The following is a 17,288-nucleotide window of genomic DNA, read 5'->3' as shown; positions in this document are numbered from 1 at the left end:
TGCCAATGTAGAGAAACTAGCGCGACTTTCGAGTTTTCACAATACAAAAGTACAGAATCTTTACGGTGGAGTAAGATCAAAACAACTTTTGGCGATGGAGCCCCATGACACTCAACTCCCATATCAGCGACGTGCTGACGCTGTTTCGCGAGCAGCGGCAGCTGAGTCGCACGGATGTGATGGAGATTACGGGGCTGTCGCGATCCACGGTGAACCAGCGGCTGACCGCTCTGCACGCTGCGGGCTTAATCTCCGCCATCGGCGGGGGTGAGTCGACCGGGGGACGACCGTCGAGCCTTTTCGCGTTCAACCCGGCTCGCGCGGGTTTACTCGCGGTCGATGTGGGGGCATCCGGTTTCACGGTGGCGCTGTGCGATCTGCAAGGCACGCCGCTGCGATACGTGACCCGCACGGTCAACGTGTGGGAGGGGCCGGAACGAGTTCTCGGCGAGGTGCTCGAGGCGCTCGACGGGCTCGGTGACCTCACCGGTGTGTGGGGAATTGGTGTGGGTGTGCCCGGTCCGGTGGATTTTGCGGCCGGGCGCGTGGTGAACCCGCCGATCATGACCGGCTGGGACGGATTCGATATTGCCGGTTGGTTTCGGTCACGATTTCAGGTGCCGGTGGTGGTCGAGAACGACGCGAACGCGCGCGCGGCCGTGGAGGCGCGCACGCTGCAGGCCGACAACCTGATCAGCCTGAAGCTCGGCACCGGCATCGGTTCGGGGCTCGTGTTCAACGGGCAGGTTGTGCGCGGCAACGAGGGCGCAGCCGGCGATATCGGACACACCCGCACCGCACTCGCCGAGGGCGCGGCACTGCTGCAGTGCCGCTGCGGCAACGTGGGTTGCGTCGAGGCCTACGCAAGCGGATGGGCGCTCGTGCGCGACCTGACCGAGCTGGGAATCGCCGTGTCGTCGGCCACCCAGGTGGTTCAGCTCGTGAAGGAAGGCAATATCACCGCGGTGCGCCTGGTGCGTCAGGCCGGGCGGGTACTCGGGGATGCCGTGGCGTCGCTCGTGAGCATTCTGAATCCGGCGGTGATCGTGGTGTCAGGGCAGCTCGCGGAGTGCGAGGAGGTACTCATGTCGGGGGTGCGCGAGCGGGTCTACCAGCGCACGTCGCCGCTGGCCACGCGCCGATTGGTGATCACGACGTCGACGCTCGGTAACCTCGGCGGCGTGACCGGGCTCGCGCTCATCACGGCTGACCAGATCTTTTCGGCCGACGCCATCGAGGAACTGTTGCGGCTGGCGGCGTAGGCCGCGTGATGCGGACGGCTCGTGTCGTAGCTCTCGAGGCGCGGCTTCGCCGATCGAGGCGCGAGCTCGCGAGCGATCGAGATCACAAGCGCGGGAACCAATAGTCTCGATCACTGGTTCCTCGCGCCTCGACCAGCGGGTAATGGTGCGAAGCGGCATCCGCTTGAAATTGAACGGTCCGGCTCAGGTGCGTGCTAACCGGTGCAGTTGTCCCACGCCGTGTCCGCGCCGATGGTTGTGAGCACGTCGTCTGCGTCGAACATGAACCACAGCGACCGAGTGTCACACGAATCGGCCATCACCGACACGCCGGCGACGCTTTGTCGGCGTGTCGGGGCTCGGTGGCGTCTGGGACGACGTCACTGTCCAGTCCCAGACGAACACGTCGGCGTAGGCGGTCATGACGTCCTGCTTGGTTGCTCCGGCTCCTATTCCGCGATCAGTTTTCGGAAAGGTGAGGGCTTGGTACGGATTGGCCGGGTAGAGAACGACGAAATCGGGACTCGCCGCTTCGTCCGACCCTCGATAGTGAACGAAAGGTCCGGCTGCCGTTTCGTCGGGGCCGGTGGGTAGCACCGGGCACCACTCGGCGTACCCGCAGTCCTCGAATCCTTCGACCAGGACCGACGCCTGCGCATCCGCGCTCGTACCCGCTGCAGCCTCGGCTTGCGCTGCGGCGAGGATCGACGGCCGGTCTGTCTCCAACGTCTTGATCATGAACAGGTTGGTGTTTGGGCTGATTGGTTCGAGACTTGTCTGGGTGATCTGGAACCCCGACAGGTCAACCGAGCGAGCCGTTCCTTGGGGCTCGATGGCGTTTTGCACCGTGCCAATCACGTCATTGATAACCTCGACGTTTGACAGCATGCCCGCGTGATAGCAGGCGGTTAGTGAGCGCTGCTGCGCATTGGACAGATTGTTCAGCGAGGCACCCGCGAATCCGCTTGAATCAACGCCCACCTCGAAGGTGACGGCACAGGAAATGACTTTCGTCGTATCCGCCCCGGCGAGAGCTGAGCCGAGCGAAACAACAAGATCACCCAAATTGAACGTGGCTGCTTCATAGCCGGAGAAATAGCCCAACTGAATAGCCGCCGGCGATCGCGTGAACATTAACGGACTCGGGCCAGGCCGGCAGGCGCTTGATTTCTGGTGAAACGCTCGGCAGCATAATGCCGCCGTCGGCAAAAAGCCGGTGAGCACTTCGGGGCTGCGCCCGTCATCATCGAAGGTTCTTGCAATCAAGTGAGTCGCTCTTTGCAATCATCGACCCCCAGCCGGGTTTGCCTTAACGATGTGCGCACAGTCCACCGATGCGGGCTTCAGTAGTGCAGGCAGCACTGCCAGACGATCAGCTGGTCGTCGTCGAAGGAGTAGACCAGGCGATGCTCTTGCGTAATACGGCGCGACCAGGGCGAGCCATCGTGATATTTGAGTTGCTCGGGCTTGCCTATTCCCGATGTGGGATCTCGACGGGCGGCGGTGATGAGCGTGTTGACGCGTTTCAGTGTGGCTCGGTCGGTGGTGACCCAATATTGGGAGTCATCCCAGCCGTCGTTGGTGAACGCGAGGGCGAGCACTACAGCGTCTCGTCGTCATCCACCAGATCGTGCGGGGTGGCAAGGCCGTCCCGCACTTCTTGCGCGGAGCGGGCCAGTCGCGCCGCATTGGCGGGCGATCGCAGCAGATGCGCGGTCTCCTTCAGGGCGTTGTACTCGTGCGCAGAGACCAGGAACGCCGACCCGTTCTTCGAGGTGATTTCGATCTCGTCGTGGTCCTGATTGACCTCTTCGATGAGACGGTAGAGGTCTTTGCGGGCGGCGGTAGCTGTGATGGCCATGAATCCTCCAATGCGTGCGTTATTACGTACGCGTCAAGCCTAGGCGAGGAGGGGTTGCTGGGGCAAGGCTCTTCCAACTCGGCAGGGGCGATGCGGGTGCGGGGCGAGGGCGAGGCGCGGCGCGGCATCCGCTTCTTGGCGGTGTGGCGTGCTTGGCAGGTGTGTGTACTGCCGGTAGATTTCGCGACACGCCGTATTTTCGTGCCAAAATGCTCGGCGTGTCGCAGATTTACCGGCAAAACGTACCAGCTGGGGCTCTCGATCGCTCGTTCCTCGCGCCTCGACCAGCGGGAAGTGTCGCGCTTCGACGTGCGGAGCTCGCGCACGAGCGTGTACTGGGCAGAGCGTTCATAACTGCGGATGCCTCGGGGGCTCGGGGGCTCGGGGGCTCGGGGGCTCGGGGGCTCGGGGCCAGGATCTGCGAAATTCACTGAATTTCGGGGGAAAGTCCGCAGTTGTGTACGTTGCCGGGGCGGCTAGACCGAGACGGAGCGCCATCGTGCGCTCACCTTGGCGGCCATCACGAGGCCGGCGACGAGCTGGATGACGCACGCGGTGAGCAGGAGGGTAAGGAGCCCAACGGCCGGGTGGTCTCCCCCATAAACGATGCCGGCGATGACCGGGCCGAACGCGGCGATGAGATAGCCGACGGCCTGCACGAATCCGGAGAAGCGCGAGGTCTCGGCGCTGTCGGGTGACCAACTTCCGATGACCGTGAGCGCGAGAGGAAATGCGCCGGCACCGACGCCGATCAGGACGACTCCGAGCAGCGCGAGGGACTTGCCGTCGATGGCGAGGCAGACGTAGCCGGCGAAATAGGCTGCCGCGAGCACGACGACGGCCGCTCGCGGCGAGGAGATGCGGGCCACGAGCGAGGGCACGACCAGGGAGATTGGCACCGCAATGATCAGCAGGAGGCCGACGAGGGCTCCGGCCGCCGACGCCGACATACCTTCATCCTGAAAGAACCGCGGCAGCCAGCTGATGGCCACATAGGACTGCAGGCCCTGCGTGCCGAAGTAGATGGCGGTGGCCCACGCGCCAGCGTTGCGGGAGAGGCGCGCGGCGGCTCCAAAGTCAGGTGCCCCGAGCGCGTCGCGATCTCGGCGGCCGGCCGGGCGCACGATCAGCCAGACGATCGCCGCCACGATCATGGGGAGTGCCCACACGCCGAGTCCGGCTCGCCAGACGAACTCGCTCTGCTCGGCGAGAGGAACGGAGAACGCACTCGCGGCCGCAACACCGACAGCGACCGCGGTGGAGTACAGCGCGGTGAGGGTGCCGACCCGGTGCGGGAATTGCCGCTGCACGATGGCCGGCAGCAGCACGTTGACGATGGCGCATCCGGAATAGGCAGCGAGGCTGGCCACAAAGAAGGCGACTGCTTCACCGGCGAACGGCCGCAATAGTGTGCCCGCCGCCATCATGATGATTCCGACCGACGACACGGCCGCAAGGCCCCAGCGTCGCTCCAGTCTCGGCGCCAGCGGGCCGACGAGGGCGAAGACCAGCACCGGCAACGCCGTGAGCACGCCCACCAGGCTGGGCACGATGTGCAGGGACTGCTGGATGTCGGGCAGCAGGGCGCCGACGCTACTCACGGCAGACCTGAGGTTGATCGCGGTGAGCACAATGCTCAAGATCACGAGTGCGGCCGTACGGCCGGGGTGGTCGATATTGTCGGCGCGGTCCGGGCGGCCAGCGCGCACCGGGCGAGCGGGACCGTCGGCACGGTCAGCACGGTCGGGGCGGCCAGCGCGCACCGGGCGAGCGGGACCGTCGGCACGGTCGGCACGGTCGGTACGGTCAGCACGGTCGGCACGAGCGGGACGGTCGGCACGAGCGGGACGGTCAGCACGGTCAGCACGGTCGGGACCGTCGGCACGGTCAGCACGGCGTTTTCGCCTACCTAGACGACTCGGCATCAGTGTTGCCGTGCGGCCTCGATCTGTGCCAGCACCGCCACCTCGTCGAAGATGCGGTATTCCTGGCGCACCCGGCCGGCCTCGAACTCGTATTGCGAGACACCCATGATCTCGACGGGCGAGCCGGTGACCGGCCCGTAGAGCGGCAGGCCGGAATAGGTGCCCGTCAACCGCCACAGAACGGATGCGCGCAGCCCACGCGACGCCGACGAATGCACGGCAATGTCGCGCACTTCGACGGTCGCGTCGGGAAACGGTGCCAGAAAGCGCAGCAGGTCGGCGCGCACCCCGTCGACGCGGGTCACGGTTCGGTTGCGGCTGGTGTGCACGATCGAGTCGCGCGAGTAGAAGTCGGCGACGCGGTCGAACCGCCGGGCCTGGATGACGTCACGCCAGAGGGCGAGCAGAAATTCTGCCTCCTCGACGTGTTCGGCGGGGCGCGGCCCCGAATCTCCCGACACCACCGGGTTCGATGGCGCGGGTCGCCCGAACAGGCCCCCGACGCCGAGGGGAGCGAGAGCGACCGGGGACGCGCTCGCCACGGCGACCGGGTCGTGCCCGAGGCCGGCAACAACGGCCCACTCGTCGCGCACCACCCACTCCTCGGTGACGAGTCCGTCGACGACGAGACAGACGGGAAGATTGCGAGAGACCGCCGACAGCCCGAGGGCGGGGCCGTAGCTGCAGACCTCGCTCTGGCCGCCGGAGTGGAGTACCCGGTGGTGGCTGACGAAGGAGGATTCGCCGCGGGTCTCCCAGATGACGTCTTCGCCCACGCCGATGCGGTCGATGAAGGACGCCTTCTTGGCCAGCGAACCGCGCACGACACCGGCGACACCCGTCGAGACTCCGGAGGCGCCACGCACAATGATGTTCTCGTGGTACATGCCGGGGATGGACCCGATGCCGCCCTCAGCCCAGATGAGTTCGGTCCAGTCGAGAATGTACTGCTCGACGGTGTCGTAGGGAGCGTGGGCAAGCGGATTCAACGTCATGGGCGTTAGTCCTTCTGTTTGGCTATTCACACAAACCTAGTTGAATTGCAAAAGTTTTGCATACGTATACGTTTTATCCAACGATATTAGTTATCTCCGAACCAAATACACCGCGAAGAACGCAGTTGCTATTGGTGCAACAGCCGGGGATAGAGATCAGGTCGACGATCGGTGAACACATTGTTATGGTTCCCCGCAGCCTTCGATCGCCCGGCCGCGAGGTTGATCGAGGCCATGACCAAGTGGTCACTGCGCGGCTCCCCGGCGAGCATCCAGCCCTCGTGACTGATCACACAGCTGCCGCCCGTGAAGACAACGCCGCGCTCCAGATCACCCCGGTCGGAGATGACGATCGGCACGCTCGACGCCCGGGCCGCCGCCATAGCGAGCACGATTTCCGGAGTTCGCTCGCCACTGGGGCGGCTGACCACTGGCCAGTTGACCGGCGCGACGATGATGTCAGCGCCGGCCAGCGCGAGGGATCGTGGAACCTCGGGAAACTCCAGGTCGTAGCAAATGGCCACGCCGATTCGACCGATCGGCGTCGACACGACCGGCGGCGCAGCATCACCGGGAGTAAAGAAACGCGGTTCGTCTCCCCACAGATGCGTTTTGCGATAGGTGGCGATCACTCCGGTACTGCTGAGCACGGCCGCGCTCGAGAAAAGCTGATCGCCCGCCACCTCGGCGAACCCGACGACGGCCACCGCGTGGTCGGGCAGTTCCCGGCTGAGGGCCCGCAACCGGGCGTCGTCGGCCCGAATAGACGACGCCCGGGCTTCCTCGGGCGTGGCGAAGACATACCCGCTCGTGGCCAGTTCCGGCAGAACGATGAGGCGCGCCCCGGCCGCCACTGCAGAACGGATGCTCCAACCCGCTTCCCGCAGGTTGTCGTCCAGCCAGCCGATGCGCGGCCGCACGGTCGGAGCCGCGACGACGACGGTATCGGCCGGCGCTGCGGCATCCGCTTGCAGGCCAGTCATCACGCGAGCGAAACGGCTTCGGGCTGTCCGATCAGCTGCGCGATGACATCGAACTCGTTGAACAGCGACCAGTCCTCGACAATGCGTCCCTGCTGAAAGTACAACTGCGAAATGCCCCAAACGAAGGCGCGCCGGTTGGTGGGAGCGCCGTAGAGGCCGAGGCCGCGGTGGGTGCCGGCGGCGGACCAGCGCACGGAGACGCTGTAGCCGTCGTCGTCGTTGCCCATCCAGTAGACCTCATCGACCGACAGGCCGAGGTCGGGAAAGGTGGCCAGCAGGTTGCGGGCCATGCCGCGCACGGCCGAACGACCGCGACCCTCACGGTTGGAGGTGCCGTGCCAGCGCACCGACTGCGAGTACAGGCGGTCGATGGCGCTGAAATCGCGGCGGTTGTAGACGTCGTGAAAGAGCGCCCGCACGGCGTGCTCCACGTTGAAGGCACCGGCCGGCGGCAACTCGTAACGCGTGGGCTTGCGGCCCGACAGCAAGCGGTCGACCTCGCTGAGCTGGTGGTCGTCGAGGCGGGCTCCCCCGGCGATGGCGTAGGTCTGGGCGGCCTCGGTGACGTTAACACCGAGCTGCAACAGGCGGGCGGCCGTGTTGTAGAGCACCCACTCCTCATAGAAGAGGTTCTCTTTTGAGACGCAATTGGCGATGACCCAGATGCGGATCTCCTTGCCGGTGGGCTGCGGAGCCCACTTGTACGGCCCGGTGTGGTGCCCGATGTTGAGCGCCCGGTGAGAGGTGACGAAGCCCTGGTCTTCGTCGCCGGCCCAGATGACGTCGTCGGCGTAGTGTCGCGAGTCGGGGAAGGCGTTGATGGTGGCGATGGTGCCCTCAACGACGGCCTCGACCCCGTACTTCCAGCCGCGGTCGTCGTGGATGCGCACGCCGTTCGCGTAGGTGTCGTAGATGTAGCCGACATCCTGGTCTTCCCAGATGCGGTCGGTCACGTCGACGCAGTAGTCCACAATGTCGGTGAACCGGACTTCGTAACCGCGCATCGGCTGGCGGCGCCCGGCCAGAGCGCCACGCTTGGGCTTGCCGGTGCCGGGAGCGATGGCGATGGAGAAATCACTCGGCATCGTGCGCGGCGGCGGCGTGGCCGACCCTTCCGGAGGCGACGCGGCCGGCGCCTGGCTGGACCAGGTGGGAACGGATGCCTGCACCAGGGTTGGCGAGACATCCGGCAGGCGAAACTCTGTCGGGGTACGCGGAACCACGGCGGTTTCTGCGGCGGAATCCCCGGCGGTTTTCGCCACGGCGGTCGGTGTCGGGACGGGCAATTTTGACGTTGCGTTACTCATGAATCCACTTTCAATTACAGGCTGAGCGCGAGCAATTCAGCCTCGGGCAGTTCGTAGCGCGCCAGGCGCATCGTGGCGGTGGCGCTGTGGGCGCTCATGCCCTCAGAATCGCTGATCACTTGAACGGCAACGGCGAGTTCAGGGGTGGCCTCCTTCGAAATGCGCTGGTAGGTCAGCGGCTTCACAAACCGGGCAGCCGACAGGCCGGCGCTGTGCTTGGCGCCACCGGCAGTGGGCAGCGTGTGGTTCGTGCCCGCCATCCCCTTATCGGAGTATGCCACGGTGCTCCACGCACCGATAAAGAGGGAGCCGTAGTTGCGCAGCTTCTCGTGGTACCAGTCGTCGTCGCTCGTGATGATTTCGAGGTGCTCGGGGGCCAGGTCGTCCATGAGCGTGACCGCGGTCTCGCGGTCTTTCGCGACGGTAATGGACCCGAAGTCGCGCCAGGCCGCCGAGAGAATCTCAACCGTGGAGAGACCGGCGATCTGGCGCATGATGGCTTCGTTGACCGCGTCGGCGAGGGCCGGCGAGGTGGTCACGAGTGCGGCCGGCGAGTTGGGGCCGTGTTCGGCCTGCCCGAGCAGGTCGGCGGCGACGATCTCGGGGTCGGCGGTTTCGTCGGCGAGCACGGCCACCTCGGACGGCCCGGCGAGCAGGTCGATCGCGGCGGCGCCGAAGAGCTGGCGCTTGGCTTCGGCGACGAAGGCGTTGCCGGCACCGACGAGCATGTCGACGGGAAGTTCGCCGAGCAGGCCGAAGGCCATGGCGGCGAGCGCCTGCACGCCGCCGAGCACGAAGATGCGGTCGACGCCGCTCACGTAGGCGGCGTAGACGACGGCGTCGTTGGCACCGCCGTCGGGCTGCGGCGGGCTGCACGCGAGTACGGTGTCGACGCCGGCTGCCTTAGCAACCCCGACGGTCATGAAGGCGCTGGCGGTGAGCGGAAAGCGCCCGGCCGGGAGGTAGGCACCGACGCGGGTCACCGGAACGTACTTGACACCGGTGACCAGGCCGGGGATCGGCTCGGTTTCAAAGTCCACCAGGCGGCGACGCTGCTCAAGGGCGAAGGCTCTGGTGCGTTCCGAGCCCAGGTCGATCGCCGCGCGCAGGTCGGGGGCCAGACGGTCGCCGCTCGTGCGGATGGTCTGGGCGTCGAGTTCGAACGAGCGGCCGTCCCAGTGATCGAGCTTGCGGGCGTAGTCGCCGATGGCGTCGAGGCCGCGCTTTTCGATGTCGAGCAGCATGCGGCTGACGGTTTCGGCCACGGCCGGGTCGCGCTGGGCAGCAGGTGCGTTGACGGCGGGTACTTTCACGGTGGTGAACGAGCCGGCCAGGGACTGGAGAACTGAGGGTGTGAAGAGCATGTTTCGGAGTCTAGAAGAATCGCTGTCAAAGGACAATGCCCGATATGACGTACCTGACATAGGGTTCAGCTATATATATTACCGACGCAATAACAGCCAGACGGATGTCTGAATAGGCACGCTCGCGACGCGCCCGTGCCTCTATTAGATAAACGCGATTTTGCGGGTTGGACTAGCCGAAATCGGGCATCCGCTTATGACGATCTCGCTGCAATTTGCGTAAAAACTCGACAAACCAGCGAAGTGTCGCGTATACGTATAACAAGAGAATAATTCGTTCCAAGGCCGTTGAGGAGTTCTGCATGTCACGTTTCACAGCACCAACATACAAACCGAGAATGCGCCGAAAGTTGCGAGTGAGCCTCGCCCTCGGCGCTGCTTCGGCCGCCCTGGCCTTGACCGCTTGTGGGGCCGGCGCCGACGTGGGCGGAGTCGGTGTTGCCTGTAGCATCACGATGCCCGACACCAAAACCACGGTCAATGTGCTCTCCTACAACAGCCCCTCGACCGACCCGTTCACCAACGCGGTCGCGAGCGGATGCACGACCGGCACCCTCACCGTGAACGCGCCGGCAACGGACTTCGCCGGCCAGAACCAGCGGGCCACCCAGTCGATGTCGGGCACCAACCCCAGCTACGACCTCATCGAGGTCTACGGCACGGTGTACCCGCTCTATGCCGAACATGGCTGGATCGACGCCCTCGACGAGCAGATCGCTGAGCGAGGCGATGAACTCGGCCTCGACGACGTCGACCCGGTGCTCATGGAACAGCTGCAGTTCGACGGCCAGCAGTTCGGAATCCCCACCTTCTGGGGCACCATCATCTTCGTGTACCGCCAGGACATCTTCGATGACCTCGGCCTCGACGTTCCCACGACCTACGCGGAGATGATCGCGGCGTCAGAAACCATCACCACCGAGACCGGGATGGTCAACCCGCTCGCCCTCCCGTTCAACTCGGCCGGAGACGTGTCAACCGCCTACAACCAAGTTCTCGGCTCGCTCGGCGGCGACTGGTTCAAAGACGGTGAGGCAACGCCGACGCTCGACACCCCGGAATCCGTCGCCGCACTCGACGCGCTGCGGTCCACCTACCTCGCCATGAACCAGCAGGCCACGTCGTGGTCGTCGCCCGAAGTGATCACCCAGCTGCAGACCGGCCAGGCCGCCATGTCGATGCTCTTCGCCGGGCGCGTTTCGGCCCTGCTCGACGCCGATCAGACCGACCTGTCGGAGAGCTTCGGCTTTGCCGTGCCTCCGTCGGTCATCACCGGCGGCACCCCGGCCACGAGCCTCTCCGTGGACGGATTCGCCATCGCGTCGAACACCGAGGTCGACAAGGACCTCATGTTCGACCTGCTGAGCGTTGCAACCGGGGCTGACGCCGCGGCCGAAGCGGCCGGAGCCACCATTCCGGCCCGAAACTCCCAGGCAGAGAACGCCAACCTGGCCTTCGAACCGGCCGCCCGCGCGGTTCTCGAAAGCGAACGCCCGAACGGGCTGCCACACCTGCCCTACATGGCCGATGTCTACGCGGGCATGGCGCCCATCCTGGCGCAGGTCGTCAACGGCACCCTGTCGTCGGCCGACGGCGCGGCGGCGCTGCAGGCAGCCGCCGTGGCCGCGATCGCCGCGGCAGGCTACACCCCGTAACCACGCTTTGCTCCCCGGGAGGCACGCTAGTGCAGCGTGCCTCCCGCCCCAGCACCTCATCTCGATCGCCCGTTGGGCGTGCGCCGCCCCGACCGGAGAATTTCATGAAACTCAAACACTTCGTCGCCTTCTCAGCACCCGCCCTCGTGCTGATGCTCGGTCTTCTCCTCGTTCCCCTCATCACCACCCTGGTCTGGAGCTTTCAGAACGTTCCCGTGGGCCAGCCCGGCGTCTTCACCGGCCTCGCGAACTATTTCGAGATTTTCAGCAGCCCCCGCTTCGGTGATGCCACCAAGTTCACGATCGGCTTCACGATTGTCGTGACCCTCGCCAAGATCATTGCCGGGTACGGCATCGCCCTGATGCTGAACCGCATCAAACGTGGCCGAATGATCATTCTCGGGCTGCTCATGGCGTCGTACGTGGTACCCACGGTCATCGGCGCACTGAATTTCTCCTGGCTGTTCAACGACATCTTCGGCGGCGTCGTCAACCAGGGCCTGGCTATCATCGGCGTGAACATCAACTGGCTCACCGAGGTGGGCCCGGCCCGCGTTCTCATCGGGCTGCACGCACTCTGGCACGAGACACCGTTCGTGATCATGGTGCTGCTGGCCGGCCTCGCCACGCTGCCCGAGGAACCCCTCGAGGCCGCTCAGCTCGACGGTGCGAATTGGTGGCAGCGTCAGCGTTACGTTGTCATTCCGATCATGGCCCCACTGTTCTCCTTCGTGCTGCTGATCAGCATCATGGACAGTCTCAAGGTCTTCGACTCGATTCGAATCATCACGCCGGCCGCGACGAGCCTGGGCACGGAGTCGCTTATGGCCTTCGTCTACCAGGTGGCCCTGGGTGAGTCGTATCGACTCGGCATCGCCAGCGCCGTCAACGTGTTGACGATCATCCTCACCATCGTTCTGCTCATCCCGTTCCTTCGTATGACCTGGAAAGAAGCGCGCTCAGCATGACCACAACACTCGACTCCCCCACGGTCAATATGTCGGCCGGCCCCAGCGCGCCCCGCACCGCCGAACGCGAACGCACCCGTCGCGCCAAGAAGCTGCACGACCGCAACCTCACCGTCACGCTTGGGCTCGTGCTCACGTTTGTGGTCGTGATGTCGCTCAGCCCCTTCGTCTGGGCCTTCCTGACGGCGGTCAAGCCCTTCCAGGCCGCGTTCACCAACCCTCCCACGTGGATCTTCGAACCCCAGTTCGGCGCTTTCGCCGATCTCTGGCGGGGCACCCAGTTCGCATCCGTTCTGGGCAACACCTTTCTGGTCGCCGTACTCACCGTGATCGTTGCCCTCTGCGTGGGGGCACCCGCCGCCTACGCCTTCGCGCGTTACGCGGGCGTCATCGGCCCGATCCTGCTGATTCTCGCTGTGGTGCTGCGCACCATTCCGCGCTTCGCAATCGTGCTGCCCTTCTATGAGGCATCGCAGGCGCTCGGCATCTACGACACGAATTTCGCCCTCGTCGCGGCGCTCGTGGCGGTGAATATGCCCTTCACCCTACTGCTGCTGATCGGATTCTTTCGCGATATCCCCAAGGAACTAGACGAGGCTGCCATGATCGATGGGTGCAGCCATTTCGGTGCGTTCCGTCGAGTGATCATTCCCCTGATGGGCCCCGGGCTCGTGACGGCCGGTGTCTTCACCCTGCTCGTCGCGTTCCAGGAATATTTGGTGGCACTCACGCTAACGCAGAACAGCGCGGTGACCATTCCAGTCTTCATCGCAGCACAAAAGGGAGCCGACGACGTGTCCACGTACCAGACACTGGCAGCAGCCAGCATTCTGCTGGTCATTCCCGTCGTCTTCATTGCCATCTTCGCGCGCAAGTACCTGGTCGCCGGGCTGGGCGGCGGAGCGGTGAAGGGCTGACCATGTCTCGTATCACCAGCCACGATGTTGCCCGTGAAGCCCAGGTGTCGCAGGCGACCGTGTCCCGGGCGCTGCGCGGCGACACACAGATCTCGCCCGCCACGATCGAACGGGTGAAAGAAGCGTCGGAGCGTCTCGGCTACGTTCCCAGCAGCGTCGGGCGCAGCCTCAGCCGGCGCGCCACCGGGCAGATCGCCGTCGTCACCGAGCTCGGCAACCTCACCTACCCCGACACCATTCCGGCGATGCACGACGAGCTGCAGAACCGCGGCTACGGCATGCTGCTCATCTCGGAGGACCCGACCCGCAAACTCGATCATTCGATTCTGTTCGACGGGTCGGTCGACGGCGTCATTCTCACGACCTCGCACCGCGATTCCGAACTGCCCGCCCGGCTGCAGAAGCGCAACATTCCCTTCGTGTTCCTCAACCGCATCGCCCAGGGGATCGAAGCGGACAGCGTGACGGCCGACAACACCGGCGGGGCCCGCTCCATCGCCCAGCTGCTGCTCGGCGACGGTCACACCAACATCGCCATGATCGCCGGACCGACGGACTTGAGCAGCGCGGCCGATCGAGAACGCGGGTTCACGACCGCCCTGCGCGCGGGCGGCCTGGCATCGTCGATGCGCCCGGTCATTCGCGGTGACCTCACCTATGAGGCCGGGCGCCTCGGCTGGGCCGAACTGGTCTCCCTGCGCGAGCGCCCGACAGCGGTGTTCTGCAGCACCGATGCCGTGGCCATCGGGCTGCTCAACGCCATCGCCGAACAGGGTGAGCGGGCCCACCGCCCCGCCGTCATCGGCTTCGACAACAGCCCGCTCGCCGGCTGGCCGGTCTTCGCGCTCACCACCGTCGACACCCACCTCGCCGAGATGTCTCGCGTCGCGAGCGCCCTGCTGGTGGAACGCATCAAGCAGCTCAGCCACGGCACCACCCTGCCGGTGCGCACGATGGTCGTGCCGACCACGGTCGTGCTGCGCACCTCGCACGTTCCGGCCTGACCCCCTTAGTGCAGCGCCTGGCCTCGCGGGGCCGGCATCCGTTTGGAGAACCATCATGTCTGCATTCTCGTCGGGCGAACTGCTCGCGGCCGACCCCGACTGGTGGCGCGACGCCGTCGTCTACCAGGTCTATCCGCGCGCTTTCACGGACTCGACCGGGTCGGGCGTCGGTGACCTCGAGGGGGTGCGCTCCCGCATCCCGTACCTGCGCGACCTCGGCGTCGACGCCCTCTGGCTGAGCCCGTTCTACCCGTCACGACTGGTGGACGGCGGCTACGACGTAGACGATTACCGCGACGTTGACCCGTCGCTCGGCTCGCTCGCAACCTTCGACGCGATCGTTCACGACGCGCACGAGGCCGGGCTGCGGGTGATTGTCGACATCGTGCCCAACCATTCCTCGAACCGTCACGTGTGGTTTCGCCAGGCGCTGGCATCCGTCTCCCGGTCGCCCGCCCGGGCGCGGTATATCTTTCGACGCGGGCGCGGCAAGGGAGCCTTGTTGCCGCCGAACGACTGGCAGTCGCTGTTCGGCGGCAGTGCCTGGCAAGCGGCGGGCGATGGCGACTGGTATCTGCACCTGTTCGCGGTGGAGCAGCCCGACTTCAACTGGAGCAACCGTGAGGTTCGCGACGAGTTTCTGACCACGTTGAGGTTTTGGGCCGATCGCGGCGTCGACGGCTTTCGAGTGGATGTTGCGCACGGGTTGGCCAAAGATCTCTCACCACGCGCGTCGGTCGCGGCCGTCAGCATGGGACCGGTCGGGGCTGTGGACCCTGAAGCACCGGTGCGGCTCTCGGATGGCACCGACCCCCTGTTCGACCGCGACGAAGTGCACGAGATCTTCGCCGAGTGGCGGCAACTGTTCGACAGCTATACGCCGCCGCGGTCCGCGGTCGCTGAGGCGTGGGTGGCACCGCATCGGCGGGCGCTCTATGCCCGGCCGAGCGAACTCGGCCAGGCGTTCGAGTTCGCCCTGCTCGAAGCTCCCTGGTCGGCGGAGGCTTTTGAAGCGGCCATTCTCGAGAATTTGGCGCTGTCGGCGTCGGTGGGGTCGTCATCCACTTGGGTGTTGTCGAATCATGATGTGGTGCGGCATTCCAGTCGGTACGGGCTCCCCGAGGGCGCGGATCTGCCCGCGTGGCTGATGTCGCACGGGGTGTCGCCGGCGGAGGATCTGGCACTGGGCCTGCGGCGAGCGCGGGCAGCCACGATGCTGACCTTGGCGCTGCCCGGTTCGAGCTACCTGTATCAGGGCGAGGAATTGGGGCTGCCGGAGGTGGCCGACCTGCCGGTTGAGGTGCTGCAGGATCCGATCTGGGAGCGCACCGGCGGGCTGCGCAAGGGGCGCGACGGGTCGCGGGTGCCCCTGCCGTGGACGTCGGAGGGGCCGTCGTTCGGCTTTGGGTCTGCGGCGGCTGTGCTGCCGCAACCCCCATGGTTTGGCGCGCTGAGCGTTGAGGCGCAGGCGGGCGTGGACGGATCGACGTTGACGATGTACCGCGAGGCTCTTGCTCTGCGGCGGTCTATGCAGCGCGATGCCACGGTGGAGGTGCGCGTCGCGGCGGAGGCTCTGTACATCACCCGGTCTGACGGTTGGATGTCGGTGACGAACTTTGGGCTGGTGCCAACTGCCGTGCCGACCGGTCGGGTGAGGTTGGTTAGTTCCGGGGTGTCGGCGGTGATTGAACCGTCGACGACGGTGTGGTTAGAGGTTGGCGGAGTCGGAGAGCATCAGCTGGGCTAGGCGCGCCAGTTCGGCGGTGGCGGGTGAGAGCACGGTGTCTTCGCGCTGCACCAGGGCGACCGTCTCGAAGAACGGGTCGGCGAAGGACGTGAAGTAGATTTCGGGCGGGCAGGTGCCGCTGTCGACAATGGTTTTGGAGACGAAGGTGTCGCCGGCGCCGGCCGCGACGAGGTTGAGGGCCGAACCGGTCTGCTCGACTTCGATGCGTGCCTCGAGGGTGATGCCCTCGATCTGCGCCCGGTCGGCCAGCTGGCGCCGGGTCGGGTCGCGCCAGCCGTAGTGGGCGTCGTAGAGGATGAGGTTGCGGGCGGCGAGGTCGGCGAGCGTCACCGGCCTTTTGACATGGTCGGGATTCGCGCTGGCGTAGAGAACTTCATCGCGACGCAGCGGCAGCACCTTGAGCTCGGTGGTGTCGACCGGGAGCACGACCAGGCCGGCCTCGAGCTCGCCGACCTGCACCATGTGCGCGACCTCGACCGAGTTCACGCCGAGAACGCGCAGACGCACACTCGGGTGGGCGGCGTGAAATTGGGTCAGCAGGTTGCTGAGCGAGTAGTAGTTGGCGTTGCGCAGCAGGCCGAACGACGCCACTCCCCCGGTGAGGGCGTTCACGGCGCGCAAGGCCCGGTCGGCGGCGGCCGCGCTGGCCACGGTCTGTTCGGCCAGGGGCAGCAGCTCGCGGCCAGCCGAGGTGAGGATGAGGCGGCGTCCACCGCGCACGAACAGTCGCGTGCCGTAGGTCTCCTCGAGGCGCTTGACCAGCTCCGAGACGGAGGGTTGTGCCATCTCCAGCGATTCGGCTGCTGCGGTGAACGACCCGAGGCGGGCCGCGGCCAGGAACACGCGGAGTTGGTTGAGCGTCATGCTTCAACTCTAGGGAAGGTGCGGGGATGGTTATACCTGGCGAGGGGCATGGAGTCCCCGACGATCAGTGGCTGCGGGGCATCCGCCGATCGAAGCGCGAGCCTCTTCGCCGATCGAGGCGCGAGCTTGCGAGCGATCGAGATCACGCGGCGGAGATCAGGTCTCGATCGCTAGCACCTCGCACCTTGATCAGCGGGGGCGCTGGCTTGCAATGCACATCTGCGGGAGACCGGCCACGGTACGCGCCTTGTTGGCCTACTGGCTCTTGGCGCGGATGATCCACACCAACTCATTACTGGCCGGGTTGGCGTACACAACTGCGGACGCCCCGGCGATTCGACGCCGAAATCGGCGATTTTCAGGGAGATTGCGGGCGGATCTCCGCAGACGTGAACCGGCACCGGCAGGAATCGACGAGCTGAGGGGCGCCGCTGCCGCATTCGGGCGCGCTGAGCGC

At 65.6% G+C, this 17,288-nt stretch carries 16 protein-coding genes; 6 read left to right on the top strand and 10 right to left on the bottom strand.

Annotated features, from left to right (window positions below; translation table 11 throughout):
- Window positions 1-104 precede the first annotated feature (104 nt).
- Complete coding sequence (locus E3O06_RS11385; RefSeq protein WP_134503509.1) at window positions 105-1,262, top strand: ROK family transcriptional regulator; 1,158 nt, start codon at window positions 105-107, stop codon at window positions 1,260-1,262.
- Window positions 1,263-1,544: 282 nt separating this feature from the next.
- Here the strand turns inward: E3O06_RS11385 and E3O06_RS11380 are convergent, their stop codons facing one another.
- The 9 genes from E3O06_RS11380 to hisD form a co-directional block, all read right to left on the bottom strand.
- Complete coding sequence (locus tag E3O06_RS11380; protein ID WP_134503508.1) at window positions 1,545-2,465, bottom strand: hypothetical protein; 921 nt, start codon at window positions 2,463-2,465, stop codon at window positions 1,545-1,547.
- Between the two features lie 119 nt (window positions 2,466-2,584).
- Complete coding sequence (locus tag E3O06_RS11375; RefSeq protein WP_134503507.1) at window positions 2,585-2,842, bottom strand: Txe/YoeB family addiction module toxin; 258 nt, start codon at window positions 2,840-2,842, stop codon at window positions 2,585-2,587.
- Complete coding sequence (locus E3O06_RS11370; protein WP_134503506.1) at window positions 2,842-3,102, bottom strand: type II toxin-antitoxin system Phd/YefM family antitoxin; 261 nt, start codon at window positions 3,100-3,102, stop codon at window positions 2,842-2,844. Before E3O06_RS11370 ends, E3O06_RS11375 begins: the two co-directional genes overlap by 1 nt.
- 476 nt (window positions 3,103-3,578) lie before the next feature.
- Window positions 3,579-4,748: an MFS transporter gene (locus E3O06_RS11365; protein WP_166788196.1), complete on the bottom strand. Its 1,170-nt coding sequence runs from the start codon at window positions 4,746-4,748 to the stop codon at window positions 3,579-3,581.
- A complete protein-coding gene (locus E3O06_RS17590) occupies window positions 4,745-4,996 on the bottom strand; it encodes a hypothetical protein (RefSeq protein ID WP_166788195.1) in 252 nt (83 codons plus the stop codon). The genes E3O06_RS11365 and E3O06_RS17590 overlap by 4 nt, the downstream gene beginning before the upstream one ends.
- Window positions 4,997-5,026: 30 nt before the next feature.
- Window positions 5,027-6,022, bottom strand: a complete 996-nt coding sequence (locus E3O06_RS11355) for an ester cyclase (RefSeq protein ID WP_134503504.1) — start codon at window positions 6,020-6,022, stop codon at window positions 5,027-5,029.
- 128 nt (window positions 6,023-6,150) lie between these two features.
- Complete coding sequence (locus tag E3O06_RS11350; RefSeq protein WP_134503503.1) at window positions 6,151-7,005, bottom strand: nitrilase-related carbon-nitrogen hydrolase; 855 nt, start codon at window positions 7,003-7,005, stop codon at window positions 6,151-6,153.
- Complete coding sequence (locus tag E3O06_RS11345; protein ID WP_134503502.1) at window positions 7,005-8,312, bottom strand: ester cyclase; 1,308 nt, start codon at window positions 8,310-8,312, stop codon at window positions 7,005-7,007. The genes E3O06_RS11350 and E3O06_RS11345 overlap by 1 nt, the downstream gene beginning before the upstream one ends.
- A 14-nt stretch (window positions 8,313-8,326) precedes the next feature.
- On the bottom strand, window positions 8,327-9,676 hold the full coding sequence (gene hisD / locus E3O06_RS11340; RefSeq protein WP_134503501.1) for a histidinol dehydrogenase: 1,350 nt from the start codon (window positions 9,674-9,676) through the stop codon (window positions 8,327-8,329).
- Between the two features lie 338 nt (window positions 9,677-10,014).
- Here hisD and E3O06_RS11335 point away from each other — a divergent pair, with 338 nt between their 5' ends.
- The 5 genes from E3O06_RS11335 (at window position 10,015) to E3O06_RS11315 (ending at window position 15,967) form a co-directional block, all read left to right on the top strand.
- A complete protein-coding gene (locus E3O06_RS11335) occupies window positions 10,015-11,331 on the top strand; it encodes an ABC transporter substrate-binding protein (protein WP_166788194.1) in 1,317 nt (438 codons plus the stop codon).
- Window positions 11,332-11,435: 104 nt separating this feature from the next.
- Entirely contained in the window at window positions 11,436-12,299 is an 864-nt protein-coding gene (locus tag E3O06_RS11330) for a carbohydrate ABC transporter permease (RefSeq protein WP_134503499.1), read from the top strand.
- Window positions 12,296-13,216 (top strand): carbohydrate ABC transporter permease, encoded by a 921-nt coding sequence (locus tag E3O06_RS11325; protein WP_134503498.1) that lies wholly within the window; start codon window positions 12,296-12,298, stop codon window positions 13,214-13,216. Before E3O06_RS11330 ends, E3O06_RS11325 begins: the two co-directional genes overlap by 4 nt.
- A gap of 2 nt (window positions 13,217-13,218) precedes the next feature.
- On the top strand, window positions 13,219-14,220 hold the full coding sequence (locus E3O06_RS11320) for a LacI family DNA-binding transcriptional regulator (RefSeq protein ID WP_134503497.1): 1,002 nt from the start codon (window positions 13,219-13,221) through the stop codon (window positions 14,218-14,220).
- 55 nt (window positions 14,221-14,275) lie between these two features.
- Window positions 14,276-15,967, top strand: a complete 1,692-nt coding sequence (locus E3O06_RS11315; RefSeq protein ID WP_134503496.1) for a glycoside hydrolase family 13 protein — start codon at window positions 14,276-14,278, stop codon at window positions 15,965-15,967.
- Here the strand turns inward: E3O06_RS11315 and E3O06_RS11310 are convergent.
- Window positions 15,929-16,831, bottom strand: coding sequence for a LysR family transcriptional regulator (locus E3O06_RS11310; RefSeq protein ID WP_134503495.1), 903 nt, complete (start codon window positions 16,829-16,831; stop codon window positions 15,929-15,931). The two genes, E3O06_RS11315 and E3O06_RS11310, sit on opposite strands and share 39 nt — an antisense overlap.
- Between the last annotated feature and the right edge of the window lie 457 nt (window positions 16,832-17,288).

Origin of the sequence: Cryobacterium glaciale, assembly GCF_004402535.1 — a bacterium.
Classification (GTDB): domain Bacteria; phylum Actinomycetota; class Actinomycetes; order Actinomycetales; family Microbacteriaceae; genus Cryobacterium; species Cryobacterium glaciale.
Note: the sequence above shows the minus strand (reverse complement) of the source record. Positions and strands in the feature narration are given on the sequence as shown.